Consider the following 25,910-nt stretch of genomic DNA (forward strand, 5'->3'; position numbering starts at 1 on the left):
CCATGGACCTCGCCGCGTTCCACGCGCTGGAGCCGCTGTGCTGGCGGGCCCCGAGCGCGCACAACACCCAGCCGTGGCGGCTGCGCTACGAGCGCTGGGCGATCACCGTCGGCTGGGATCCGGCCGACGCCCTGCCCGCGGGCGACCCGAGCGGCCGGGACCTGCGTCTGTCGCTGGGCGCGTTCGTGGAGACCTGCCTGATCGTCGCCGCCGACGCGGGGCTGCGGCTGGACTGGGCCGCCGACCACGACGAGTCCGACCGTCGGGTGGGGCGGCTGCGGCCGGGACGGCAGCCGTACCGGACGCCGTTCCGCACCGCCGACGTGTGGGACCGGCGTACCCACCGGGGCCGGTTCACCGGCGGCCTGGACGCAGACGTGGTCGCGGCGGTGGACGCGGTCGCCCGGCGGGCCGGTGGCGCGGCCCGCGTCGTGCCGGCGGCCGGACGGCTGCGCGCGCTGCTGCGCACCGCCGACCGGCACGTGTACGCCGACCCGGCGGTGGTCGCGGAGCTGCGCCGCTGGCTGCGGCTGGACCGGTCGGGCCCGCGCTACCGGACCGACGGGCTCAGTGACAGGTGCCTCGGGCTGGGCCGGGCGGCGGCCGCCGGGCTGCGGGCGGCGCTCGCGGCGTACCCGGCGTTGCGCCCGCTGGGGCTGCCCCGGCTGCTCGCCGCCGCGGGCGGTGATCCGCTGGCGCAGGGCGGCGGGGTGCTGGCGCTCGTCGCGCCGCCCGGTCTGGACGCGGCCGGGCAGGTCGAGTTCGGACGGGTGCTGATGCGGACGTGGCTGACGCTGCACACGGCCGGGCTGGCCGCGCATCCGCTCAGTCAGCTCGTCGACGTGGCCGCCACCCGGGACGCGCTCGGGACGCTGCTGGACGTCGCGCCGGAGCGGATCGTGCACGTGGCCCGCGTGGGCCGGCCGGCCGCCCCCGCACCCCGCTCGGCCCGGCGAGTGGAGCACGGATCGGATCTGTTAGCGGTAACACCCCTTGACGCGGTGTCACTTCATCCATGAGAGTCCATGTTGGCTGATGTGTCGCCCGGTCGGGAGCCCTGGGCGCGTAGTGGCAGGAACGCGGCGTCCGGGTGCGCGCGTGTGTGCTGTTAGCGATAACAGCGCCGCCGCGCACCCGGGCCCGTCTCTGATCTGCGCGGTTGGGAGCAACCATGTCCGAAGTGACACGACGAAACATCATCAAGGCCACGGCGGCGGGTGCCGGTGCCGCGCTGGTGCCGGCCGCTTGGAGCGCGACCGCGCGCGCCGGCTCGGCGGCGCCACCACAGGTGCTGGCCGCGAACGACCTGGCACTCTGGTACGACGAACCGGCCGGCACCGACTGGCTGCGCGCCCTGCCGATCGGCAACGGGCGGCTCGGCGCGATGGTGTTCGGCAACGTCGACATCGAACGGCTCCAGCTCAACGAGGACACCGTCTGGGCCGGGGGCCCGTACGACTCGGCGAACACCAGGGGCGCGGCCAACCTGGCCGAGATCCGGCGCCGTGTCTTCGCCGACCAGTGGACCTCGGCCCAGGACCTGATCAACCAGACCATGATGGGCAGCCCGGGTGGGCAGCTCGCCTACCAGACCGTCGGCGACCTCCGGCTCGCCTTCGGTTCGGCGAGCGGGGCGACGCAGTACAACCGGACGCTCGACCTGACCACGGCCACCGTCACCACCACGTATGTCCTCAACGGTGTCCGGTACCAGCGGGAGGTGTTCGCCAGCGCGCCCGACCAGGTCATAGTGCTCCGGCTGACCGCCGACCGGGCGAACGCGATCACGTTCTCCGCCACCTTCGACAGCCCGCAGCGGACCGCGGTGTCCAGCCCGGACGGCGCGACGGTCGCGCTCGACGGCATCTCCGGGTCGATGGAGGGGGTGAACGGCACGGTGCGGTTCCTCGCGCTGGCGAACGCCGCCGTCACCGGCGGCACGGTCAGCAGCTCCGGCGGCACGCTGCGGGTGTCAGGTGCCACCAGCGTGACGGTCCTGGTCTCGATCGGCACCAGCTACGTCGACTACCGCACCGTCAACGGCGACTACCAGGGCATCGCCCGCAACCGGCTCGCTGCCGCCAGGAGCGTCGACGTCGACCAGCTCCGCACCCGCCACCGCGCCGACTACCAGGCGCTGTTCGGCCGGGTCACGCTCGACCTGGGCCGCACCGCCGCCGCCGACCAGCCCACCGACGTACGGATCGCGCAGCACGCGAGCACGAACGACCCGCAGTTCGCCGCGCTGCTGTTCCAGTTCGGGCGGTACCTGCTGATCTCGTCGTCGCGGCCGGGCACCCAGCCGGCGAACCTCCAGGGCATCTGGAACGACTCGCTGACGCCGTCCTGGGACTCGAAGTACACGGTGAACGCCAATCTGCCGATGAACTACTGGCCGGCCGACACCACGAACCTGTCCGAGTGCCTCCTGCCGGTCTTCGACATGGTCAAGGACCTCACCGTGACCGGCGCGCGGGTCGCCCAGGCGCAGTACGGCGCCGGCGGCTGGGTCACCCACCACAACACCGACGCCTGGCGGGGCGCATCGGTGGTGGACGGCGCGTTCTGGGGCATGTGGCAGACCGGCGGGGCCTGGCTGAGCACGCTCATCTGGGACCACTACCTGTTCACCGGCGACAGCGGATTCCTGCAGGCCAACTACCCGGCCCTCAAGGGCGCGGCCCAGTTCTTCCTCGACACGCTGGTCGCCCACCCGACGCTCGGCTACCTGGTGACGAACCCGTCGAACTCGCCGGAGCTGGCGCACCACGCCAACGCCAGCGTCTGCGCCGGCCCGACGATGGACAACCAGATCCTGCGTGACCTGTTCGACGCCGCGGCCCGGGCGAGCGAGGTGCTCGGCGTCGACGCCACCTTCCGGTCCCAGGTGCGCACCGCCAAGGACCGGCTGCCGCCGAGCCGCGTCGGTTCCCGGGGCAACGTGCAGGAGTGGCTCGCCGACTGGGTCGAGACCGAACGCACCCACAGGCACGTCTCCCACCTGTACGGGCTGCATCCCAGCAACCAGATCACCAGGCGCGGCACCCCGGCGCTGTACGAGGCCGCCCGCAGGACGCTGGAGCTGCGGGGCGACGACGGGACCGGCTGGTCCCTCGCCTGGAAGATCAATTTCTGGGCCCGGCTGGAGGACGGCGCCCGCGCCCACAAGCTCCTGCGCGACCTGGTCCGCACCGACCGGCTCGCGCCGAACATGTTCGACCTGCACCCGCCGTTCCAGATCGACGGCAACTTCGGGGCCACCTCCGGCATCGCCGAGATGCTGCTGCACAGCCACACCGGCGAGCTGCACCTGCTGCCCGCGCTTCCCGGCGCCTGGCCCGCCGGGCAGGTCGCGGGCCTGCGCGGCCGGGGCGGCTACACGGTGGCGCTGACCTGGAGCAGCGGCCAGGCCGACGAGATCACCGTCCGCGCCGACCGCGACGGCACGCTGCGCCTGCGGTCCCGGCTGTTCACCGGGAGCTTCACCCTCGCCGACGTCACCGACGGCAGCGCACCCGCCACCACCCGCCCGGAGTCCGACGTCGTCGCGCTCACCGTCCGCGCCGGGCACACCTACCGCGCGGCCCGGCCCGGCGTGACACCCTCGCCGACGTCTACGTTGACGTCCACGCCGTCACCCACTCCGACTCCGACTCCGACGCCGACTCCGACCACCAGCTCCCCGGCGCCGTCCGGCGCGCGTGCCACGTACGCGATCACCGGCTCCTGGTCGGGCGGCTTCCAGGCCGAGGTCACGGTGACCGCCGGCGCCACCGCGATCCGCGGTTGGACGGTCTCCTGGACGTTCCCGAACGGGCAGGTGATCAACCAGATCTGGAGCGGTACGCACACCCAGGACGGCGCGAACGTGACAGTGCGCAACGTCGACTACAACGGCTCGGTGCCGGCCGGCGGCTCCACCACGTTCGGCTTCATCGGCTCGGCGGGCGGCACCAACAACCCGCCGGCGAACCTCACCTGCACGACCACCTGAGCACCGGCGCGCCCCGCCGCTGCCACCCGGCCAGGGTGGGGCGTACCGCCGGTCAGGCCAGCAGCGTCTCGCGCAGCCGGGCGCCCAGGTTCAGCTCGCCGACCACCCGGGAACCGGCCGGGTCGTACACGGCGATGCGGTGGTTGCGGCGCATCATCTCCCGCACCGCCGGCGGCAGCCGGGGCGGGTCGTCCATCGTCGCGAGCACCCGCGCGCCGGTGCCCATCAGCCGCTCCACGAGCGTCGCGCTGTCGGTGTCCACACGCACCCGGCCGAACTCCCAGCCCGCGGTGGTCAGGTCGAGCACCTCGAACAGACGCGTCACGAACGGCTGCGGGTCGGTCACCCGGTCCAGCCGGTCGGCCCGCCCGCCGACCACCGCCACGGCGGCGCTGACCTGCGCGTACGGGTGCAGCCCGCTGGGTAGCGCGCCGAGCGGCCAGCGCAGCGCGGGCCCGGCCTCCTTCCACAGGGGCCGGTAGTTGCGGCGGTGCACCAGCAGCCGCCGCCCGGTACGCCGGAACACCTCCTGCGCCTGCCCCTGGAGGTCGGCGTGCGCCTGGTCGGCGGCCTCGCAGACGATCCCGGCGGCCACCACGAGACCGTCGTCATCGGACAGCAGCCGGGTGATCGCGTCGGCCTGCTCCGGGAACCGGAGGCGGGCGTGCGCGCCGTAGGACCGCCGTACGTCCCGCAGCAGCTCCTGCTGACGTGCGGGGTCCAGTTCGACCCGTCCGCCACCGAGCAACCGCTGGAGCCAACCCATCGCGCCTCGCTTCCGTCGCCGTCTGCGGACCGGGCAATGCTAGTTCGTCGGCCGATGCTCGTATGGTGACGGGGTGACCGATCGATCCCTGACCCTGATGGCGGTGCACGCGCACCCCGACGACGAGGCGACGAGCACCGGCGGCGTCCTGGCGCGCTACGCGGCCGAGGGCGTCACCACGGTGCTCGTGACGTGCACCGACGGGGGGTGCGGCGACGGTCCCGGCGGGATCAAACCGGGCGACCCCGGGCACGACCCGCAGGCCGTGGTCGAGATGCGCCGCGCCGAGCTGGCCGCGAGCTGCGAGGCGCTGAAGGTCACCCACCTGGAGACGCTCGACTACGGCGACTCCGGGATGATGGGCTGGGCGACGAACGAGGCGCCCGGCGCGTTCTGGAACACGCCGGCGTCCGAGGCGGCCGGCCGGCTGGCCGAGCTGATCCGGCGCTACCGCCCCGACGTGGTGGTCACCTACGACGAGAACGGCTTCTACGGCCACCCGGACCACATCCAGGCCCACCGCATCACGATGGCCGCCGTCGAGCAGACCGGCATCCCGGCCAAGGTCTACTGGACCACCGTGCCGCGCAGCGCGTTCCAGCAGTTCGGCACGATCATGCGGGAGATCGGGGTGGAGTTCCCCGAGCCGGAGGCGACCGACGAGATGCCGGCGCTGGGCCTGCCGGACGACGAGATCACCACCTGGGTCGACACCAGCGGATACGGCGGGCAGAAGTTCGCCTCGCTCGCCGCGCACGCCAGCCAGGCGGAGAACATCTTCTTCCTGCGGCTGGGGCAGGAGCGGTTCACCGAGCTGATGGGCATGGAGACGTTCGTGCGCGTGCGGGACACCACCGGCGCGCCGACGCCGGAGGACGACCTGTTCGCCGGGCTGCGCTGACCGGGCGCGGGCCCGGTCCGGCGTGTCGTCGGCCGGGCCGCTCATCTCAGGCCGCGACGGTCTGCGCGGCCAGGTGCGCGAGTACCACGCGGATGTCGCCGCCGGTGTCGGCCATGACCTGACGTTGCCGGGTGGCGCCGGTGCCCTCGCGGCGCACCCGCTCCATCTGGCGGCCTACCAGGTCCAGGTCGCCGTGGCGGGTCAGCGCGGGCGTGACGATGCCGAGCATGTCGTCGACGAGGTCCCAGGCGGGCCGGGGCCGCCCGGTGCGCAGGTCGACGAGCTCGCCGTCGACGCCGTCGTGGGCGGCCCGCCAGTGCGCGGCGGCGACCAGGCAGTCCCGGATGCGGGGTGCCGGCACGCCGGCGCGGACGTCGTCGATCAGGGTGGCCACGAGCGCCCGGACCAGCCCGGCGACCAGCACCGTGTCGTCGACGGTGGGACACACGTCGCCGACCCGCACCTCCACGGTCGGGTACGACGCGGACGGGCGGGCGTACCAGTAGACCATCGCGGCGTCGAGCATGATCCCGGCGGTGATCAGGTCCGCCACCGTGGCGTCGTAGTCGGCGGCGGAGTCGAAGTGCGGTGTCGGCCCGATGCTCGGCCACCGTTCCAGCTGCATCGAGCGCCAACTCGCGTGGCCGGTGTCCCGTCCGTCGTGCAGCGGCGAATTGGTGGTGAGCGCCTGTACCACCGGCAGCCACTGACGCAGGTGGTTGCAGACCTGTACGGCGAGTTCCCGGTCCGGGACGCCGACGTGGACGTGGCAGCCGCAGACCGCCGGGTCGTGGGCCACCGGGCCGAACCGGCGGGACATGGCGTGGTAGCGCTGCTCGTCGGGCACCGTGCGGTGAGCCTCGCAGACCGGGGTGGCGCCGACAGCGACCAGCTGCGCCCCTGCCGCATCGGCCGCCCGCGCGGCCGCCCGGCGCAGCGTGACCAGGTGCTCCCGCAGCTCTCCGAGATCGGGGCTGACCGGCGTCACCATCTCGACCATGCTGTGCCGGAACTCCTGCCGGCTCTGCTCGCGGGCGGTGCCGGAGAGCGCGCCGCGTACCCGGTCGGCGACCGGCATGCTCTCGCCGGTGGCCGGGTCCAGCAGCAGGAACTCCTCTTCCACCCCGAGGGTCAGGACGGTGGGGATCTGCGGGGTGGTGGCGGTGGTGGTGGGCCGCGGCCTCACCGACGGCTCCACCGGCACGGAGCGGTCGGCGTGTCGACGTGAGGCGGAGTCATGTCTCGACGGTACGAGGGCGGGGGCCGGCCCGAGGCCGTTTCCGCCGACCACCGCCCCCGCGGGTGGCGGCACGCAGAGCGGCAGAATGACGAGGTGACCTCACGCGGTGTCTCCTACGGCGACCTCGACCTGCTTGCCGACGCTGGACGCTGGCACGACCTGCTGAGGTTCGCTGCCACAGTCGAGGCGGGGCCGGTCGACCAGCGGCGGGAGACGGCGCACGTCGTGGCATTGGAAGCGCCGGCCGGGATCGCCGCCGCCGCAGCCGAACTGTTTCCCGACGATGACAAGGGCTCCCCGGGGCCCCTGTGGGAGGTGGTAGCCCAAAACCACACGTGGCGGGAACTGACCCCACATCTGGCCGACCCACGCACGCGGCATCTGACAGCCCACACTCGCGTGCTGCACGGCGAGGATCTCCGTGCGGCCGCCGACCTCGATCCACAGCTGCTCGATGCCCCGCTGTGCCTTCTGCCGTGGGAAGCCGCAAACTGGTACAGCACCTTGGACATCCCCGAGTACGACCGGACCGGCAGTTCGGGATGCACCATCTGGGCCTGTCCGAGCCAGTTGGCCGACCCGAAGCCGCTACCTGTGACCACCGTACGGCCGGCACAGCACGCCGCGGTGGCACTCCTCGACCGCTTGTCACCGGCCACGCAGGTGTACGCGTTCCACGGAACCGCATGGGAGGCGGCCTCGATGGCGGCCACCGACCAGGCCAGGATGCCCAGGGGCCAGCGGTGGCAGGGCCTGCGGGGCCGCGAGGGATCACAGGTTCGCTTCGCCGATGTCTACCCCAGCCTGGTGCACCTGGCCACCGGTGACGGGCCTTACTCGCGCCGGACCGGACAGGCGCTCGGACGGACAGCTCTCTGGAAGGCACTCGCCGCCATGGCTGACGTGACCCCTTCGGCGGGTCCGGACAGCGTCAGCGCGCTTGTCGAACGCATGAACTGCGTCGTCTGGCAGGAGCCCGATGACGAGATCTGGTACCTGCACCTGGCGATGGAAGACCCGGCGCAGGGCACCGCATGGGTCCTCACCGGCAACGACTTCGACTGACCGGACAGCGACCGTCAGCGCCTCGGAGCGGCGGCCATGCCGGCTGTGAGCCGAGCATGACCGCCGTCCGTGAGGTCGTACCAACCCTTACCCAGGATCAGCAATGATTCTGCTGATCCAGGTCAGCGCCGTGATCGGTCTCAGCAGTCGAAGTAGAGCGCGAACTCGTGCGGAGTGGGCCGCAGCCGGACCGGGTCGACCTCGTTCGCGTTCTTCCAGTCGACCCAGGTGGAGATCAGGTCGGCGGTGAAGACGTTGCCGTCGAGCAGGTAGTCGTGGTCGGTCTCCAGCGCCGCCAGCGCCTCGGGCAGCGAACCCGGGACCTGCTTGACGTCGCCCCACTCCTCCGGGGGCAGGTCGTAGAGGTCCTTGTCGATCGGCGCCGGCGGCTCGATCTTGTTCTTGATGCCGTCGAGACCGGCCATCATCATGGCGGAGAAGGCCAGGTACGGGTTGCTGGACGGGTCGGGGACGCGGAACTCGACGCGCTTGGCCTTGGGGTTGCTGCCGGTGACCGGGATGCGGGTGCAGGCGGAGCGGTTGCGCTGCGAGTAGACCAGGTTCACCGGGGCCTCGAAGCCGGGGACGAGACGGCGGTAGGAGTTGATGGTCGGGTTGGTGAAGGCGAGCAGCGAGGGTGCGTGGTGCAGCAGGCCGCCGATGTACCAGCGGGCGGTGTCGGACAGGCCGGCGTAGCCGGTCTCGTCGTAGAACAGCGGCTCGCCGCCACGCCACAGGCTCTGGTGGGTGTGCATGCCGGAACCGTTGTCACCGAACACCGGCTTGGGCATGAACGTCGCGGTCTTGCCGTGCGCCCACGCCTCGTTCTTGATCAGGTACTTGAAGAGCTGAAGCTCGTCGGCGGAGTGCAGCAGCGTCGAGAACTTGTAGTTGATCTCGGACTGCCCACCGGTGCCCACCTCGTGGTGCGAACGCTCCACGGTGAAACCGGCGTCCACCATCCGGCGGACCATGCTGTCGCGCAGGTCGGCGTAGTGGTCCACCGGCGGCACCGGGAAGTAGCCGCCCTTGTAGGCGGTCTTGTAGCCGCGGTTGCCGCCCTCCTCGACCCGGCCGGTGTTCCAGGCGCCCTCGATCGAGTCGATGTAGTAGAACGACTGGTGCGCCGAGGTCTCGTGGCGGATCGAGTCGAAGATGTAGAACTCCGCCTCGGCCCCGAAGTACGCGGTGTCGGCGATGCCGCTGGCGGCGAGGTACGCCTCCGCCTTCTTCGCCACGTTGCGCGGGTCCCGGGAGTACGCCTCGCGGGTGAACGGGTCGTGGACGAAGAAGTTCAACGCGACGGTCTTCTGCGTGCGGAACGGGTCCACGAACGCGGTCGCCACGTCCGGCAGCAGCAGCATGTCCGACTCGTGGATCGACTGGAAACCACGGATCGACGAGCCGTCGAAGGCGAGGCCGTCGGTGAAGACGCTGTCGTCGAACGACTCGACCGGCAGGTTGAAGTGCTGCATCACGCCGGGCAGGTCACAGAAACGTACGTCGACGAACTTCACGTCCTCGTCGGTGAGGTATCGCAGGAGTTCCTCGGAATTGGCGAACACACGTCCTCCTGGCAGGCGTCGTTGATCCTGGCCACGTCCCGTGGCCGGACCGCCCGGGGACATGGCCCGTACCGCCACCGTACGACGGCGCGCCGTGCCCGGCTCGCCAACAGCCCATCCGGGTTTCCTTCGCCACAGGCCGGGTAGTCGCCGTACCCGGCGGACCGCCCGGGAGACGACGTGGCGGGAGGTTGGCATGGTGGGTGCTCCGCGACTGACCGGTGGACGCTGAGATGTGCGGGATCAGCGGTGAGGCCAGATTCGACGGGGCCACCCCCGACGCCGACGCGGTGACCCGGATGACCGCCGCCATGCGCTCACGCGGGCCGGACGGCGAGGGCGCGTGGAGTGACGGCTGGATCACCCTCGGGCACCGCCGGCTGACAGTGATCGACCTGTCCGAGGCCGGCGCCCAGCCGATGGTCCGCGACGACCTCGGCCTGGCCCTGGTCTTCAACGGCTGCGTGTACAACTACCCGGAGCTGCGCGACGAGCTGCGCGCGGCCGGGCACACCTTCCACAGCACCAGCGACACCGAGGTGATCCTGGTGGCGTACGCGCAGTGGGGGGAGCGGTTCGTCGACCACCTGGTCGGCATGTTCGCGGTGGCGCTGGTGGACCGGCGGCGGCGCCGCCTCGTGCTGGCCCGTGACCGGCTCGGCATCAAGCCGCTCTACCTCGCCGAGTCGCCCGGCCGGCTCCGGTTCGCCTCCACGCTGCCGGCGCTGCTGGCCGGCGGTGACGTCGACACCGGCATCGACCCGGTCGCGCTGCACCACTACCTGTCCTGGCACTCCATCGTGCCGGCGCCGCGCACGATCCTGCGCGGCATCCGCAAGCTGCCCCCGGCCACGGTCCGGGTGATCGAGGCCGACGGGCGCGGCCGCGAGCGCGTCTACTGGCGGCCCGAGTACCGGCGCGACCCGGCCCACGAGGGCATGGACGCCGCCGACTGGCGGGCCGCCGTCGGGGACGCGCTGCGCACCGCCGTACGCCGCCGGCTGGTCGCGGACGTGCCGGTCGGGGTGCTGCTCTCCGGTGGCCTCGACTCCAGCATGATCGTGGCGCTGCTGGACGGCGCCGGACAGCACCACCTCCAGACGTTCAGCATCGGCTTCGACAGCCGCGGCGACGAGACCGGCGACGAGTTCCACTACTCCGACCTGGTGGCCCGCACGTTCGGCACCGACCACCACCGCATCCGGCTCGCCGACGGCGACCTCGGCCCGGCCGTACGCGCCACCGTGGCAGCAATGACCGAACCGATGGGCAGCCACGACGTGGTGGCGTTCCACCTGCTCTCCGAGCAGGTCGCCCGGCACGTGAAGGTGGCGCAGTCCGGCCAGGGCGCCGACGAGGTGTTCGCCGGCTACGGCTACCACCACCGGCTTGCCGACGCGGCCCGCGAGGACGCGGCGGCCGAGTTCACCGCGGCGTTCTTCGACCGCGACCACGCCGAGCTGACCGAGGTGGTCGAACCGGCGTACGCCTGCGACGGTGACGCCAGCGGCGAGCTGGTCGCCGCGGACCTGGCCGCGCCGGGCGCGCAGACCGCCGTGGACGCGGTGCTGCGCCTGGACACCCACCTGATGCTGCCCGACGACCCGGTGAAGCGGGTGGACAGCATGAGCATGGCGTGGGGGCTGGAGGTGCGTACGCCCTTCCTCGACCAGGACCTGGTCACGCTCGCCGCGGCGTGCCCGCCGGAGCACAAGCTGGCCCAGGGCGGCAAGGGCGTGCTCAAGGAGGTGGCCCGCGAGGTGCTGCCGGCCGAGGTCATCGACCGGCCCAAGGGCTACTTCCCGGTACCGGCGCTGCGCAACGTCGACGGTCCCGTGCGAGAGTTGGTGGTCGAGGCGCTGGGTGCGCCCGAGGCGCGCCGGCGCGGGCTGTTCCGCCGGGCGTACGTCGAAGAGCTGCTGGCCGAGCCGGACCGGGCCCAGGCCGCCGCCGGCAGCAACAAGCTGTGGCAACTGGGCCTGCTGGAGCTGTGGTTGCAGACGCACGGCGTGAGCTGAGCGGGGCGGGAGGAGCACTGTGAAGTTCGTCATCGAGAGCGAGGCCGACGGCAGTGTGGGGTTCACCGTCGTCGGCGGCGACGGTCAGCTGCTCGCCACCGGGGCGCCCTGCCCGGACAAGGGCTCGGCGCTCGCCGTGGTCGGCGAGCTGATGCACGGCCTGGGCGACGCCTGCGTGGAGGACCGCACCGAGGCCGGCGCCGGGCCGGTGGCCGGCACCCGCACCGAGATCGGCGACGACATGTCGGACATCGGCCGCTCCGGCATCCCGCCGGTCTGACCGCGACACGTCCTGGCTGCGTGACGGTGATCCGCCGGTCCGACCGCGGCGCGTCCCGCCCGGCCGGCGGGCCGGGCGGGACGGTGTGCTCACTGCTCGTCGTCGAGCACGTCCGTTCGGCCGTCGCGGGTGACTGTGGGCGGCAGGTGCTCGTCCGGCTGGGGCGCCTCGGCGAGCGTGTGGTGCGGGTCGCCGTCGGGCGAGAACAGCACCCGATCGGTCTTGCGGGTCTTCTCCTGCTCCTCCTCCGGCTCCGTCACCGCGTTCTCCCTCCGCTCACCGGCGTCCCCGGCAGGCCGCCCCTCGTCCCACGCTAAGCGCCGGACGGGCGCCGGGAGCGGGTTTCCGCGCGACGGCCCCGGGCCGCCCCGACCCGAGCGACGGACGGGGGAGGGCACGGACCGGTCCGACTCTCATCATCGGCGGAGCGCCGCGGCGGGACAACGTGCACGCTGCCCGCCCCGCGCACCCGCGGATACGCTGCCAGCCGCAGGCACCAGCGACGGAGGGGCAGCCGTGGCGCTGACGATGACCGTTGACGGCCGCCCGGCCGCCGGCGCCGGAACCTTCGACGTCGTCGACCCGGCCACCGGCGCGGTGTTCACCACCGCCCCGGCCTGCCCGCCCGAACTGCTCGACCGGGCGATGGCCGCGGCGGCCGCCGCGTACCCGGGGTGGGCTCACGACGACGAGGCGCGGCGCGGCGCGCTGCGCGCCGCGGCCCGGGCGGTCCTCGGCGCCGTCACCGACCTCGCCGCGCTGGTCACCGCCGAGCAGGGCAAACCGCTGGCCGAGGCGACCACCGAGGTACGCGCCGCCGCCGCGTGGCTGCACTACTTCGCGGGCATCGGGACCGGACCACAGATCGTCGGCGGGCGACGCGACACCGCGATCGTCACCGCCCGGCCCCTCGGCGTCGTCGCCGCCGTCACGCCGTGGAACTACCCGCTCGCGCTCGCCGCCTGGAAGGTCGCCCCGGCGTTGCGGGCGGGCAACACCGTGGTGCTGAAGCCCTCCCCGCACACCCCGCTCGCCACGCTCGCCCTCGGCGAACTGCTGCGTGACCTGCTGCCACCCGGCGTGTTCAACGTGGTGACCGGGCCGGACCCGCTCGGGGCGTGGCTGTGCGCCCACCCCGTACCCAGGAAGATCACCTTCACCGGGTCGACAGCGACCGGCCGGCGGGTAGCGGCGGAGGCCGCCACCCGGCTCCGGCGGGTCACGCTCGAACTCGGCGGCAACGACGCCGCGTTGGTGCTCGACGACGCCGACCCGGCGCGGATCGCCGACGACCTGTTCTGGGCGGCCTTCGCCAACAGCGGCCAGATGTGCATGGCGGTCAAGCGGGTGTACGTGGCCCGGCCGGTGCACGACGCGCTCGTCGAGGCGCTCGCCGACCGCGCCGCCACCGTCCCGATGGGCCCCGGCACCGACCCCGGTGTCCGGCTCGGCCCGCTGACCACCCGGGCCCAGCAGGAGTACGTGGCAGGGCTCGTCCGCGCGGCCGTCGCCGGCGGCGCGACGGTGGCCGCCGGTGGTCGAGCCGCCGACGGGCCCGGTCACTTCCATCCGCCCACCGTCCTGTCCGGGGTGTCCGACACCGACCGGGTCGTCACCGAGGAGCAGTTCGGGCCGGTGCTGCCGGTGCTGGCGTTCGACGACGTCGAGGAGGCGCTCACCAGGGCCGACGCGACACCGTTCGGCCTGACCGCCTCGGTCTGGTCGGCGGACCCGGACCGGGCCGCCGCGGTGGCCGCCCGCCTGGACGTGGGCCAGGTGTCGGTGAACGCGCACGCCGCCGGGGTCCGGCCCGACCTGCCGTTCGGCGGGCGGAAGGACAGCGGCCCCGGGGTCGAGAACGGACACTGGGGACTGGCCGGGTACACCCAGCCGCACGTCCTGGTCCGGCCGCCCTCGGATGACCAGCCCTAGTCGAGCAGGTCCGGTTCGGCGTGCACGACGTCCTCGTACATCGGGCGGAAGTTCAGCCGGCCCAGCCCCGGGGTGCCGATGGTGGCCCGGGTGAGACGGGCCTCGGCGGGCGCGATCGGCACCGGCGTGCCGGCCGCCTCCGCCGCGAGCTGGATCCGGCAGCAGCGGTCCATGCTGAAGAACCACCAGGCCGCCTCGTCCACGCTGCCGCCCACGGTGAGCAGGCCGTGGTTACGCAGGATGACCGCCTTGCCGGGGCCGAGCGCCTTGGCGATCCGGTCCGCCTCGTGGCGGTCGAGGACCACCCCGGAGTAGCCGTCGTGCAGGCCGTGGTCCTCGTAGAACGCGCACGCGTCCTGGGTCAGCGGGTCGAGCAGCCGGCCCAGCGTGGCGAACGCGCGCCCGTACACGCTGTGGCTGTGCGCCGCCGCCACGACGTCCGGGCGGACCGCGTGGATGCGGCTGTGGATGGCGTAGCCGGCCGGGTTGATCGTGCCGTCGCCGTCCACGACGGTGCCGTCGGAGTCCACCAGCAGCAGGTCGCTCACGCACAGCCGGCCGAACGACCGGCCGAACGGGTTGATCCAGAACCGGTGCGGCTCGCCCGGGTCGCGGACGGTGAGGTGACCGCCGGCGCCCTCGTCGAAGCCGTACCTGTGGAACAGCCGCAACGCCGCCGCGAGGCGCTGCTTGCGGCGCAGCCGCTCCTCCGCGACGCTCCGGGCCCCCATCACGCCGTCCCGAGCAGCGCGGCGACGACCTCGTCGTCGAACTCGGCCAGCCGTCCCGCGTCCGGGCCACGGCTGATCGCGTACCCGTGCAGGATGCGGGCGTGGGCCACCGGCACCCGCTCGCCGTCACGCCGCACGGCGAAGCGGACGTCGGCGTCGAACATGGTCCCGCGCAGCACGTCGGTGACGGTGAACGTGGTCTCGATCTCCTCCTCCATCCGCGCGGCGGCGAGGACCCGCACGGACGCGCGGGACACGACCGGGATCCAGCCGCGCACGTCGAGCATCCGGCCGACGGAGATGCCGCGTGCCGCCAGGAACCGGTCCACCACCTCCTCGACCGCGCGCACGTAGCCGGAGTGCTGCACCGGCTGCGAGTACTGGCAGTAGAAGTACGGCGCCCGCCACCGCCACTCGAACGGCGTACCGGCCGCGTCGGCGACGGGTGCGGGATCGCCCGCCCGGACCTCGGCCACGACCGGCACGTCACCGGGGACCGCGACGTCGACGGCCGGACCGGTCCGGACCAGCGCCGCGCGGACCCGGCCGCGCAGCACCGGCACACCGCGCGCGGTGAGCCGTACCGCGAACTCACCGCCGCCGCGATGCCGCGCCTCGGCGGTCACCTCGTCGTCCACGTCGAGCACCGCCGGCAACTGCACCGAGGCGTCGGCGATCACCAGGCCGAGGCCGTGCTCGTGGTACAGCCGCGACGGCCCGGCGCCACGCTCGCGGAACCAGGCGAGCACCGCCTCCTCGGCCAGGTACATGAAGTGTTTGAACCCCACCCAGGTACGGATGTTGGCGCCCTCGAAGCGGGGGCGCAGCGCCACGGTGGTGGTCTCGTCCGGCAGGACCGCGGTCACCGGGTCTCCTCTCGACTGTCGGATCGGGGTGCGGACCCGGGTTCCGGCGCGGCGCGTACCGTGACCGCGCGGAACCCGTCCTCGTCGTCGCCACAGCGGACCTCCACGACCGCCGGCCCGCCGGGCGCGCGCAGGGCGTCCGCCGCCAGCGCGACCGGGACCAGGCCGTCGGCACCGTAGTGGCCGCCCTCGCCGCCGGTGCCGTGGCCGTCCGGCGGGTCACCCGGCACCGTCCGCACCGGACCGACCACCAGGTGCGGCGCGGGCACCCGGTCGAGCGGCTCCAGCACCAGGCAGGCGGCGCCGGCACGCAGCGGACCCGGGCGGCCCGGGCGGGTCGCGTGCAGCGCGACGGCGATGTCGTCGTCCGGCTCGGCGCCGACCACCACCACCCGGTCGGCCCGGCCCGCCGCCAGTAGCCGCAGCCCGGCGGCGAGCGCGTCCAGGCCGGACGTGGCGCCGGAGCAGCACATCAGGCACGGGCCGCCGAAGCCGAACCAGATCGCCACCGAGCTGGCCACCACGTTGGGGGAGGCGTTCGGCGCGGACAGCGGGGACACCGCCCGCCAGCCGTCGGCGCGGGCGGTGGTGACGATCCCGGCGACGGTGCCGACGTTGCCGAGGTTGCTGCTGGCCACCACCGCAGTGCGCGGGTCCACCCGATCCGGCGGGGTGCCGTCGCCGTCGGCCCGGCCGAGCGCCCGGTGCACCGCGCACAGGGCCAGCCGGGTCGCCGTCTCCTTGTACAGCAGTCCCTTGCGCCCGAGGACGGTCCGGGCCCGCTCCGCCGGCGGCGCGTCCGGCCCGGGCAGGTACGCGTACCAGGCGGTGAGTGCCGCCGCCGTTCCGGAGGCGGTCATCGGGCGGCCTCGACGAGCGTCACCGCGTTGACCCCGCCGAAGCCGAACGCGTTCACCTGCGCCAGCGTCGCCCGAGTCCGGGCCGGACGGTCGCGGACCAGGTCGAGGCCCTCGGCCTCGGGCAGCGGCGTGCGCAACCCGGCGATCGGCGGTACCACCCCGGCGCGCAGGCAGCGGACGGCGACGTCGAGGCCGTGCAGCGCGGCGGTGCCGGAGGTGTGCCCGATCGCGCCCTTGAGGCCGGTGACGGTGGTGGGGCCGCCCAGCGCCACGAGCGCCGCCGCCTCCGTCGGGTCGTTGAGTGCCGTGCCCGTGCCGTGCGCCACCACCAGGCCCGCGTCGGCCGGCTCCCGGGCACCCCGGGCGTACGCGTCGTCCATGGCCCGGCGCACACCCTCGGCCGACGGCGCGGTCTCGTGGTACGCGTCGCAGGACAGTCCGGTGGCGACCACCCGGGCCAGCACGCGTGGTGCCAGCCCGGCCCGGGTCACCACGAGCGCGGCGGCCCCCTCGCCCAGCAGCACGCCGGCCCGGTCCCGGTCGAAGGGGCGTACCCGGTCGGCGGGCTCGTCGGCGACCCGGCCGATCATCGCGAGCATCGACTCGGTCATCGCGTCGGTGGCCGCGACGACGACGGCGTCGGCCTCACCGAGTTCGATCATGTCCTGCGCGAGGGCGAGGACGTGCCCGCCCGCGCTGCACGCGTTCGCGACGGTGACCGCGCCGGGCACGCCGGCGTCCGCGACGGCGGACCGGAAGTGCAGCCCGCCCGCACGGAACGGCGCCCGGTCGGCCACCGCCCGCTCGACCGCGCGCAGCTCGCGCAGCCCGGTGCCGACAAGCGCCGCGACGCGGTGCCGGGCCGGGTCGAGCGCCGCGTCGGCGAGCGCCCGCCGGACGCAGTCGCGCAGCCAGCCCGCGGCGGGCCACAACTCGCCGCCGGAGCCGTCCGGGATCGGGTAGCCGTGGCGCACGTGCACGGCGGCCGGGTCGTAGCCGGACAGCGGCGCCACCCCGCACCGGCCGCCGAGCAGCGCGGCGAACGTGGCGTCGCCGTCGCCGAAGCAGGTCCGCACCGCGCTCGCCGCGATCTCCACCGGCATCGCGGCCTACCCCAGCTCCGCGAGCGCGGCGCCGGGCCGGACGGCGGCGATCAGCTCACCGATCACCGCCGTGGTCCGCCCGCCGACCGTGACGGTGCCCGACGCGACGGCGGCGCCGTCGACGACCTTGTCCAGCCGTACGTCGTGGCGCAGCACGTCCCCCGGGTACGCGGCACCGGACAGCCGCAGTTCGCGCACGCCGACGAACAGCGGCAGCAGCCCGCTGCCCGGCCCCGGCACGCCGGCGCCCGACCGCAGGAACCAGGCGAGCGCGGCGGCCTGGCCGAACGACTCCAGCAGCAGCGCCACCGGATACGCGTACGCCTCGGGCGGTGCGGTCTCGTCCAGGCCCGCGTAGCACCACTCGGCGGCGGTGACCGCCTTCTCGGCCACGATCCCGTCCGGCCGGACCTCCACCACCCGGTCCACGAGCAGCAGCGGGAACCGTTGCGGCAGCAGCCCGCGGATCGCCTCCTGCCCGACCGGCGCGCTCACCGATACCGCCCGGCGTCGAACTGCGCCTCCAGGCGGGCGCACTGCTCCCCGTCGCCCCGGTGGCAGCGGGCGCGGGCGGTGAGCGGTCCGGTCGCCGGGTCACCTGTCACCTCGACCCGCATGGTGAACTCGCCCGGCGCCAGCACGGGCGCGGTGAACCGGGCCGAGCGCAGCACGGTCAGGCGCGCGCCGTCCACCCCGGCGCAGACGGCGCGCAGCAGCGTGTCGACAAGGAACACCCCGGGCAGGATCGGCCGGCCGGGGAAGTGACCGGACAGGTACGGGCCGTCCGGCTCGACGACGGTGCGGGTGCGGATGCGCACCCCGTGACCGGAGCGTTCGATCTCGATGCTGTCGAACGGGCTCAGTGGGGGCGGGTACACGCCGGGGCCTCCTGTCGGTCGGTGGCGCCGCACGCGCGCAGCCGCGCGAGCTCCGCCCGGTCGACGCCGGCCTCGGTGAGCAGCGCCTCGGTGTCCGCGCCGACGGCCGGCGCGCCGTGCCGCACCCGGGTCGGTGTCCGGGAGAACTTGGCGGCCGGGCCGGTCAGCGGGCCCGTGGTGCCGTTGCACAGCGGGACGGTCTGCACCATGTCGCGCTCCCGGACGTGCGGGTCGGCGGCGGCGTCGGCGAAGTCGCGTACCGGCTCGGCCGGGATGCCCGCGGCGGCGAGCCCGGCCGCCGCCTCGGCGACGGTCCGCGCCTCGCACCACGCACCGACCAGCGCGTTGACCTCGTCGCGGCGGGCACGGCGCTCCTCGTTCGTGGCGAAGCCCGGGGCCCGGGCCAGCTCCGGCCGGTCCATCGCCGCGGCGAGCGAGCGCCAGTGCTTGTCGAGCGCGACCGCCAGGTAGAGCCAGCCGTCCCGGCAGCGGTACGTGCCGGCCGGCACGACGAAGTCGGCCTGGTCGCCCCAGCGGCGCAGCGGCACGCCGGTCGCGCCGAGCGTCAGGTAGCCGCCGCTGTTGGCGAGCAACGCGTCCAGCAGTGACACGTCGACGTGCTGGCCCTCGCCGGTGCGGTCGCGGTGGCGCAGCGCGGCCAGCGCGCCGATCGCGCCGTGCAGCCCGGCCAGATCGTCGGCGAGGAAGGACGGGGCCTTCATCGGTGTGCCGTCCGGCTCGCCGTTGAGGCCCATCCAGCCCGCCGCTGCCTGCGCGATCGGGTCGAAACCGGCGTCGGTGGCGCGCGGGCCGTACTGGCCCCAGCCGGAGATGGAGACGAAGACGATGTCGGGATTGACGCGCCGGCACTGCGCGTAGCCGACGCCCCATCCGTCGAGCGTGCCCGGCCGGTAGTTCTCCACCACCACGTCGGCGGTGACCACCAGCCGCAGGAACGCCTCCCGGGCCGGTTCCCTGCGTAGGTCCAGCGACACGCTGCGCTTGTTGCGGTGCACCGTCTCCCGGAACCAGGACAGTCCGGTGCCGGGGATGTCCGGCGGCATCCGGCCCTCCCGGTTGCCGGGCATCTCGATCCGGATCACCTCGCAGCCCAGGTCTGCCAGGACCGCGCCGGTCATCGGCCCGGCCCACACCTTGCTGATCTCCAGCACGCGTACGCCGTGCAGCGGCCCGTCCACGTCGTGACGTGCTTCGCGGTAGAAACCGGCCTTGTCCATCTCACCGCCAGCTGTCTGGTATCTGCGATCGGTGTGCCGAGCTGCGGTGCAGCGCCTGCCGCCGCACCTTCCCGGAGTCCTCCCGGGGCAGCGCGGTGGACAGCTCGTAGGAGCGCGGCACCTTGAACCCGGCCAGTTCGCGGCGGCAGTGCCGGTCCAGCGCGGTGGTCAGGTCGTCGGTGAGCGCGTGGGTGTCCACCTCGACCACGGCCCGGACCTGCTGCCCGAACTCCTCGTCCGGCACGCCGAAGACGACCGCGTCGCGGACCGCGGGGTGGCGCAGCAGGACGGCCTCGACCTCGGCCGGGTACACGTTCACCCCGCCGGACAGGATCATGTCGTCGGCGCGGCCGGTCAGGTAGAGGTAGCCGGCGGCGTCCAGGTAGCCGCGGTCGCCGTAGGTGAAGCTGCCGTCGGCGCGGTGCGCGGCCCGGGTCTTCTCCGGTGCGTCGCGATACTCGAAGCCGTCCGGGCGGCGCAGGTAGACCCGGCCCTCGTGCCCGGCCGGCAGCGGCATGTCGTCGGTGCCGACCACCACGATCTCGGTGCGCGGCAGCGGCCGGCCGACGCTGCCCGGGTGCGCCAGCCAGTCCTCGGCGTGGATGATCGTGGCGATCCCCGCCTCGGTGGCCGCGTAGTACTCGCTGAGCACCGGGCCCCACCAGGCGATCATCTGCCGTTTCACGTCCACCGGGCAGGGCGCCGCCCCGTGCCAGACGCGCCGCAGCGTGGCGCCGCCGAACGCGGCCCGTACCGCGGGGTCCAGCCGCAGCAGCCGCACGAACTGGGTCGGCACCAGGTGCGTCATGGTGACGCCCTCGTCGTCGATCAGCCGCAGCGTCGCGGCCGGGTCGAACCGGGGCCGGGTGACCAGCCGGAACCCGCGGATCAGCGGCAGCAGCGAGAAGAACAGCTGGCCGGAGTGGTACCAGGGGCCGCACAGCAGGTTCACCCCGTCCGCCGGCATGCCCAGCACCGTGCACAGCCGGTTCAGGCGTCCGCGCAGCCGGGGCAGCGGCTCGCCCTGGCGGAACAGCCGGCTGACCACCGCCTTCGGCGCTCCCGTGGTGCCGGAGGTGTAGAGGCCGGTGGCGCCGCTGCCCGTCTCCGGCGGCTCGGCGGCGTCGGCGTGCGCGAGCAGCGGCTCGGCGGCGGCGAACCCGTCCACCGGCTCGTCGCCGAGCACGACGCGCAGTCCGGGGCGGCGGTCGTTGCGCTGCCACGCGTTCCGGGCCGCCGGGAGGCGCTCGGTGTCGGTGACCAGCGCCCGGCAGTCGGAGTCGGAGAGCAGATACGCGACCTCGGCGCCGGTGAGGTGCCAGTTCATCGGCACGATCACCAGACCGGCGTGCAGGCAGGCGAGCAGCAGCTCGAACACCTCGTGCCGGTTCCCGGCGAGCACGCCGACCCGGTCGCCCGGGCGCAGCCCCTCCCGGTGCAGCAGGTCGCACCAGCGATTCACCCGCTGGTCGAGGTCCCGCCAGCTCAGCGCCGCGTAGCCGTCGTCGAGCGCGACCGCGTCCGGCGCGGCGGCCACCATCGGGTGCAGCAGCTGCGCCATCGCGGATCCTCCTCGCCCGGGCGGTGCCACCCGGCCCGTCGGTGACCCCAGCAACGTAGGTTTCGGCCGCCTCCTTTGTCGACTCTCGTATGTGTGGAGTCGTAACGTGTGCCCGGCCCGGTGAAGGGACGATCGGATGACACTGCACCTGCACTGGTTCCTGCCGTCGCACAGCGACGGGCGGGACATCGGCTGGCGTCCGCGGGGTGCCGGCGCGCGGCGCACGGTACGCCGGGAGCCCGACCTCGCCTACCTCGCCCAGGTCGCGCTCGCCGCGGAGCGGCTCGGCTTCGAGGGCATGCTGATCCCGGTCGGGATGTTCTGCGAGGACCCCTGGCTGGTCTCGGCCGCGCTGGCCGGGCGCACCGAGCGGATCCGGTTCATGATCGCGCTGCGGCCCGGTCTGATGTCGCCGACGCTGGTGGCGCAGATGGTGGCCACGTTCCAGCGTCTGTCCGGGGACCGGCTCATGCTCAACGTCGTGGTCGGCGGCGACCCGGACGAGCAGCGCCGCTACGGTGACTGGCTGGACCACGGCCAGCGCTACGAACGCGCCGACGAGTTCCTCACCATCCTGCGCGGGGCGTGGACCGGCGAGCCGGTGGACTTCGAGGGGGCGCACCACCGGGTCCGGGCCGCTCTGGTGACGCGCCCGCCGCGGACCGCGCCGACGGTGTTCGTGGGCGGCTCGTCGGCCGGCGCGCAGGACACCGCGCTGCGCCACGGCGACGTCTATCTGGCCTGGGGGGAGTCGCCGCCGGAGCTGGGCGCGTTGCTCAGCGAGGTACGCGAACGCGCCGGCGGCAAACTCTCCTGCGGCACCCGCTTCCACGTGATCACCCGGGACACGCCGGAGCAGGCGTGGGCCGAGGCGGACCGGCTGACCGCCGGGATGGACCCGCGGACGGTGGCCGCAGCCCAGGAGCGGTTCCGCCGCAGCGAGTCCGAGGGACAGCGCCGGATGGCCCGGATGAGCGCCGGCGCCGAGGGCCGGCTGGAGGTGTACCCGAACGTCTGGGCCGGGTACGGCCTGCTCCGGCCGGGCGCCGGGGCGGCCCTGGTCGGCAGCCACGAGCAGGTCGCCGACCGGATCGCCGAGCTGCACGCGCTGGGCGTGGAGCACCTGTTGCTGTCCGGCCAGCCGCACCTGGAGGAGGCGTACTGGTTCGGCGAGGGCGTGCTGCCGCTGCTGCGTGAGCGCGGCATCCTGGCGGAGGCCCACGGATGACGGCGGCGGTGAGCCCTGACGCGTCGCCGGAACTGCTCGCCGACCCGGCCACGTACGTCTCCGGACCGCCGTGGCGGGAGTTCGCCAGGCGGCGGACCGAGGCGCCGGTGGCCTGGGTACGGGAGCCGGCGCTGCGCCGCCGGTCCGGGCGCGCGGGCGACGGACCGGCGGGCGAGGTGCTGCACCGCGGCGACGGATACTGGGCGGTGACCCGGTACGCCAGCGTGGTGCGGGCCTCCCGCGACCCGGCGTTGTTCTCCTCGGCCACCCGCGGGCCGTTCCTCGCCGACCCGAAGACCCGGGGCGACCTCCAGCGCACCCGCCAGCTGCTGTCCGGCATGGACCCGCCCGGGCACACCCGCCTGCGCCGGGTGCTGACCGCCGCGTTCACGCCGCGCACGGTCCGGGCGCTGCAGGACTCCATCGACGCGCACGCCGCCCGGATCGTGGCGGCGGCGGCCGGCCGAGGTGAGGTCGACGCGGTACGCGACCTGGCCGCCGAGCTGCCCCTGGTGGTCCTCGCCGACCTGCTCGGCATGCCGCCGCAGGACCGGAACCTGATGTTCTCCTGGAGCAACCACCTGGTCGGCTTCGACGATCCGGAGTTCGGTGGCGGCGACGTCCGGACGTTCAAGCGGGCCATGGCGGACGCGTTCGGGTACGCGGCCGACGCCGCCGCCGCGCGCCGCCGCGACCCGGGCGACGACCTGACGAGCGTGCTGGCGACCGCCGAGGTGGACGGCCGGCCGCTGACCGAGCCGGAGCTGTGCGGCCTGTGGCTGCTGCTCGTGGTGGCCGGCAACGAGACCACCCGTCATCTGGTCTCCGGCGCGCTGGAGCTGGCCGCGGACGACCCGGCCGTCCGGGACGCGCTGGCCGACCCGGACCGGGTGCCGGTGGCGGTGGAGGAGCTGCTGCGCTGGATCACGCCGATCATGCAGTTCCGCCGGACCGCCACCGCCGACACCGAACTGGACGGCCAGCCGATCCGGGCCGGTGACAAGGTGGTCCTGTACTACGCGTCGGCCAACCGGGACGAGGCGGTGTTCGCCGACGCGGACCGCCTGCGGCTGGACCGGGCGCCGAACCCCCATCTGGCCTTCGGCGTGGGCCCGCACTTCTGCCTGGGCGCGCACCTGGCCCGGGCCGAGGCGGTGGCGCTGCTGCGGGCGCTGCGCCCGCACCTGCCGCATCTTCGCCGCGTCGGCCCGACACAGCGGCTGGCCTCGAACTTCATGAACGGGATCAAGTCGTTGCCGGTGCGCCTGGTCCGGTAGCGGGGGTGTTCAACCGGGGAACGCGCCCAGTCGAACACGCGCCGGCAGGTGGTCGTATCCCCGGAAGCTCATGTGCAGGCGGCGGACCGGGACGCCGGCCGGCTCGAAGCCGGCCAGGCCGCGGGCGATCCGGTCGAACACCGCCGCCCCCTCCAGCCGGGCGAGCGTGGCGCCGAGGCAGAAGTGCGGGCCGGCGCTGAAGGAGACGTGCGGGTTCGGGGTACGGGCGATGTCCAGCTCGTCCGGGCGGGCGAACCGCCTGCCGTCCCGGTTGGCGGCGGCGAGCAGCAGCACGACCAGCCGGTTGGCGTTGATCCGCCGTCCGGACAGCTCGATCGGGGCGCGGGTCAGCCGGGCGGTGGCCTGGATCGGTGCGTCGAAGCGCAGGAACTCCTCGACCGCGCTCGGCACCAGCTCCGGCTCGGCCCGCAACCGGGCCAGCACGTCCGGGCGGGACAGCAGGGCGGCGCAGCCGGTGGCGATGAGGTTGGTGGTCGTGTCGAAGCCGGCGAAGAACAGGAAGATCACGTTGTCCACCAGCGCCTCGGCGGTGATCGCGCCGCCCGGGTCGGCGGTGGCGAGCAGACCGGCCAGCGGATCGTCGTCGCGACCCCGGCGCTCGCGCTCGGCCAGCAGCTCCCGCACGTAGGCGCGCAGCCAGGTCACCGCGGCGGCGGTGGCGTCCCGGTCGCCCTCCACCCGGATGCCTGCGCCGAAGGCCCGGGCCAGCGTCATCGCGTACGGGCGTACCAGGTCGCGGTCGGCGACGGGGATGCCGAGCAGCTCGGCGGCGACGGTCACCGGCAGCGGCGCGGCCAGCCCGGTGACCAGGTCGGCGTCCCCGTCCATCGCGGTGAACAGCTCGCCGACCAGCTCGTCGACGCGGCCGCGCAGCCCGGCCACGGCCCGGGGCGCGAGCAGCCGGGACATCGCCCGGCGCAGCACGGTGTGCACGGGGGCGTCCCGGTTGAGCACTGTGGCCCGGAAGAAGCCGGTGACCGCGTCGGGCTCGCCCGAGGCCTGGTACACGACGTCGGGGAACTCGTGGCCGACGCGCGGGTCGGCCAGCAGCGCGGTGACGTCGGCGTGCCCGGTGACCGCCCACACGCCGGGACCGGCGGGCACGACCGGCCCGGCCTCCCGCAGTGCCGCGTAGGCGGGGTAGGGGTCGTCCAGTCCGGCGATCGCGGTCGCGTCGTATCGCACTCGCACGACGGGATCGTAGCGCCGGTGGGACGCTTGAAAGCGAGATAGTGCAGCGACGGCGATCACTGACCTGTCGCGATCCCGGCACGTCCGGGGCGTGTGCTCGGCTTCCCCGTCTGATTAGGATTCGCGTATCACGGCTCTTGCGACGCGACGAGAGACGTAAAAGCTAGATACGACATCCCCTGGAGGCGGCGTGACCAAGGGAGCAGCCATGACGGTGGTGGCGGACCTCGACGAGGAGCCGGCGGGGGCGACCGAGGGCGGGCCGGTGCAACTGCTGCCGATCGCCTGCCTGCGCGCGGCCGACTCGCCCCGGCTGGCCGGCGAGGACGACCTGCACGCGCAGACACTTGCCGAGACGGACGCGCCACTGCCGCCGATCCTGGTCCACCGCGGCACCATGCGCGTGATCGACGGCATGCACCGGCTGCGCGCCGCGGTCCTGCGCGGCGAGACGCAGATCGCCGCCCGCCTGTTCGACGGCACCGTCGAGGCGGCGTTCGTGCTCGCGGTGCAGGCCAACGTCACCCACGGACTGCCGCTGTCGCTCGCCGACCGCGAGGCGGCGGCCCAGCGGATCCTCCGGTCGCACCCGCACTGGTCCGACCGGGCGGTGGCGACCGCGGCCGGGCTCGCGGCGAAGACCGTGGCGAGCATCCGCCGGCAGGACATCGGGGCCCCCGACGTGCACGCCCGGCTCGGCCGCGACGGCCGGCTGCGCCCGGTCAACAGCGCCGAGGGCCGCCGCATCGCCAGCGAGCTGATCAGCCGCAAACCGGAGGCGTCGCTGCGCGAGATCGCCAAGACCGCCGGCATCTCCCCGGCCACCGCGCGGGACGTACGCGAGCGGATGAAGCGCGGCGACGACCCGCTGCCGCTGCGTCAGCGCGGGGGTGAGCCGCGTCCGGCCCGGGCCGGCCTGAGCCGCCGGCCACCGATGCGGGAGCGCTCGGTCAACCTGCAGAACCTGCGGCACGACCCGTCCGTCCGGTTCACCGAGTCCGGCCGTGCACTGCTGCGCTGGCTCGACAGCCAGGCCACCGGGCCGCAAGGCTACGCGGAGCTGATCGGCACCATCCCGGCGCACTGCACGTACGTGGTCGCCGACATCGCGCGCAGCATCGCCGAGGAGTGGCTCGAGTTCGCGGACCAGCTCAGGCAGCGGGCGAACGAGGCGGCCTGACGTCGCCACCGGTGG

Annotated in this window: 23 protein-coding genes; 10 read left to right on the forward strand and 13 right to left on the reverse strand. The window is 74.1% G+C overall.

From position 1 onward, the window contains the following. Nucleotides 1-2 precede the first annotated feature (2 nt). Nucleotides 3-1,019, forward strand: coding sequence for a nitroreductase (locus SM452_RS22610; protein ID WP_463840670.1), 1,017 nt, complete (start codon nt 3-5; stop codon nt 1,017-1,019). A 152-nt stretch (nt 1,020-1,171) separates the two neighbouring features. Continuing rightward, nucleotides 1,172-3,994 carry a glycosyl hydrolase family 95 catalytic domain-containing protein gene (locus SM452_RS22615; RefSeq protein ID WP_463840641.1) on the forward strand — a complete coding sequence of 941 codons (2,823 nt, stop codon included), beginning with the start codon at nt 1,172-1,174 and terminating at the stop codon, nt 3,992-3,994. A 52-nt stretch (nt 3,995-4,046) separates the two neighbouring features. Here SM452_RS22615 and SM452_RS22620 read toward each other — a convergent pair whose 3' ends face one another. Next, complete coding sequence (locus SM452_RS22620; protein ID WP_463840642.1) at nt 4,047-4,760, reverse strand: hypothetical protein; 714 nt, start codon at nt 4,758-4,760, stop codon at nt 4,047-4,049. Between the two features lie 73 nt (nt 4,761-4,833). Here SM452_RS22620 and SM452_RS22625 point away from each other — a divergent pair, with 73 nt between their 5' ends. Next, nucleotides 4,834-5,661, forward strand: coding sequence for a PIG-L family deacetylase (locus SM452_RS22625; protein WP_463840643.1), 828 nt, complete (start codon nt 4,834-4,836; stop codon nt 5,659-5,661). 46 nt (nt 5,662-5,707) lie between these two features. Here SM452_RS22625 and SM452_RS22630 read toward each other — a convergent pair whose 3' ends face one another. Further along, the gene (locus tag SM452_RS22630) at nt 5,708-6,847 is read right to left on the reverse strand and encodes a carboxylate-amine ligase (protein ID WP_355511136.1); all 1,140 of its coding nucleotides are present in this window, start codon (nt 6,845-6,847) and stop codon (nt 5,708-5,710) included. 147 nt (nt 6,848-6,994) lie between these two features. Here SM452_RS22630 and SM452_RS22635 point away from each other — a divergent pair, with 147 nt between their 5' ends. Continuing rightward, complete coding sequence (locus SM452_RS22635) at nt 6,995-7,966, forward strand: DUF6183 family protein (RefSeq protein ID WP_355511139.1); 972 nt, start codon at nt 6,995-6,997, stop codon at nt 7,964-7,966. 140 nt (nt 7,967-8,106) lie between these two features. Here the strand turns inward: SM452_RS22635 and glnA are convergent, their stop codons facing one another. After that, nucleotides 8,107-9,531 carry a type I glutamate--ammonia ligase gene (gene glnA, locus SM452_RS22640; RefSeq protein WP_463840644.1) on the reverse strand — a complete coding sequence of 475 codons (1,425 nt, stop codon included), beginning with the start codon at nt 9,529-9,531 and terminating at the stop codon, nt 8,107-8,109. A gap of 233 nt (nt 9,532-9,764) precedes the next feature. On the opposite strand from glnA, the gene SM452_RS22645 reads away from it, so the two are divergent. After that, nucleotides 9,765-11,549, forward strand: a complete 1,785-nt coding sequence (locus SM452_RS22645) for an N-acetylglutaminylglutamine amidotransferase (RefSeq protein WP_463840671.1) — start codon at nt 9,765-9,767, stop codon at nt 11,547-11,549. 19 nt (nt 11,550-11,568) lie between these two features. Then, the gene (locus tag SM452_RS22650) at nt 11,569-11,829 is read left to right on the forward strand and encodes a YegP family protein (protein ID WP_135239679.1); all 261 of its coding nucleotides are present in this window, start codon (nt 11,569-11,571) and stop codon (nt 11,827-11,829) included. 89 nt (nt 11,830-11,918) lie between these two features. On the opposite strand, the gene SM452_RS22655 is transcribed toward SM452_RS22650, so the two are convergent. Then, nucleotides 11,919-12,089: a hypothetical protein gene (locus SM452_RS22655; protein WP_262014515.1), complete on the reverse strand. Its 171-nt coding sequence runs from the start codon at nt 12,087-12,089 to the stop codon at nt 11,919-11,921. 256 nt (nt 12,090-12,345) lie between these two features. Between SM452_RS22655 and SM452_RS22660 the strand changes: the two genes are divergently transcribed. Beyond that, the gene (locus SM452_RS22660; RefSeq protein WP_463840645.1) at nt 12,346-13,761 is read left to right on the forward strand and encodes an aldehyde dehydrogenase family protein; all 1,416 of its coding nucleotides are present in this window, start codon (nt 12,346-12,348) and stop codon (nt 13,759-13,761) included. Here SM452_RS22660 and SM452_RS22665 read toward each other — a convergent pair. Genes SM452_RS22665 through SM452_RS22700 form a run of 8 tightly spaced genes read right to left on the reverse strand, consistent with a single transcriptional unit; the run spans nt 13,758 to nt 20,998 of the window. Beyond that, entirely contained in the window at nt 13,758-14,492 is a 735-nt protein-coding gene (locus SM452_RS22665; protein WP_463840646.1) for a class II aldolase/adducin family protein, read from the reverse strand. The genes SM452_RS22660 and SM452_RS22665 overlap by 4 nt on opposite strands. Next, nucleotides 14,492-15,358, reverse strand: a complete 867-nt coding sequence (locus SM452_RS22670) for an acyl-CoA thioesterase (protein WP_262014512.1) — start codon at nt 15,356-15,358, stop codon at nt 14,492-14,494. Before SM452_RS22670 ends, SM452_RS22665 begins: the two co-directional genes overlap by 1 nt. Continuing rightward, nucleotides 15,355-16,218 carry a beta-ketoacyl synthase N-terminal-like domain-containing protein gene (locus tag SM452_RS22675; protein ID WP_463840647.1) on the reverse strand — a complete coding sequence of 288 codons (864 nt, stop codon included), beginning with the start codon at nt 16,216-16,218 and terminating at the stop codon, nt 15,355-15,357. Before SM452_RS22675 ends, SM452_RS22670 begins: the two co-directional genes overlap by 4 nt. Next, a complete protein-coding gene (locus SM452_RS22680) occupies nt 16,215-17,321 on the reverse strand; it encodes a beta-ketoacyl synthase N-terminal-like domain-containing protein (RefSeq protein ID WP_355511157.1) in 1,107 nt (368 codons plus the stop codon). Before SM452_RS22680 ends, SM452_RS22675 begins: the two co-directional genes overlap by 4 nt. Before the next feature lie 6 nt (nt 17,322-17,327). Further along, on the reverse strand, nt 17,328-17,816 hold the full coding sequence (locus SM452_RS22685; RefSeq protein ID WP_463840648.1) for a 3-hydroxyacyl-ACP dehydratase FabZ family protein: 489 nt from the start codon (nt 17,814-17,816) through the stop codon (nt 17,328-17,330). Continuing rightward, complete coding sequence (locus SM452_RS22690; RefSeq protein WP_167796877.1) at nt 17,813-18,199, reverse strand: hotdog family protein; 387 nt, start codon at nt 18,197-18,199, stop codon at nt 17,813-17,815. The genes SM452_RS22685 and SM452_RS22690 overlap by 4 nt, the downstream gene beginning before the upstream one ends. Beyond that, on the reverse strand, nt 18,181-19,437 hold the full coding sequence (locus SM452_RS22695; protein ID WP_135239684.1) for a CaiB/BaiF CoA transferase family protein: 1,257 nt from the start codon (nt 19,435-19,437) through the stop codon (nt 18,181-18,183). Before SM452_RS22695 ends, SM452_RS22690 begins: the two co-directional genes overlap by 19 nt. A 1-nt stretch (nt 19,438) precedes the next feature. Then, nucleotides 19,439-20,998, reverse strand: a complete 1,560-nt coding sequence (locus SM452_RS22700) for an AMP-binding protein (protein WP_463840649.1) — start codon at nt 20,996-20,998, stop codon at nt 19,439-19,441. Nucleotides 20,999-21,134: 136 nt separating this feature from the next. Between SM452_RS22700 and SM452_RS22705 the strand changes: the two genes are divergently transcribed. Together SM452_RS22705 and SM452_RS22710 are read left to right on the forward strand one after the other, a co-directional pair. Further along, a complete protein-coding gene (locus SM452_RS22705; protein WP_463840650.1) occupies nt 21,135-22,226 on the forward strand; it encodes an LLM class flavin-dependent oxidoreductase in 1,092 nt (363 codons plus the stop codon). Continuing rightward, entirely contained in the window at nt 22,223-23,503 is a 1,281-nt protein-coding gene (locus SM452_RS22710; RefSeq protein WP_355511170.1) for a cytochrome P450, read from the forward strand. The genes SM452_RS22705 and SM452_RS22710 overlap by 4 nt, the downstream gene beginning before the upstream one ends. 9 nt (nt 23,504-23,512) lie before the next feature. Here SM452_RS22710 and SM452_RS22715 read toward each other — a convergent pair whose 3' ends face one another. Further along, entirely contained in the window at nt 23,513-24,715 is a 1,203-nt protein-coding gene (locus SM452_RS22715; RefSeq protein WP_262014504.1) for a cytochrome P450, read from the reverse strand. Nucleotides 24,716-24,905: 190 nt separating this feature from the next. Between SM452_RS22715 and SM452_RS22720 the strand changes: the two genes are divergently transcribed. After that, complete coding sequence (locus SM452_RS22720) at nt 24,906-25,895, forward strand: ParB/RepB/Spo0J family partition protein (RefSeq protein ID WP_209310266.1); 990 nt, start codon at nt 24,906-24,908, stop codon at nt 25,893-25,895. Nucleotides 25,896-25,910: the final 15 nt, after the last annotated feature.

The organism is Micromonospora sp. SYSU B005, from assembly GCF_055362685.1.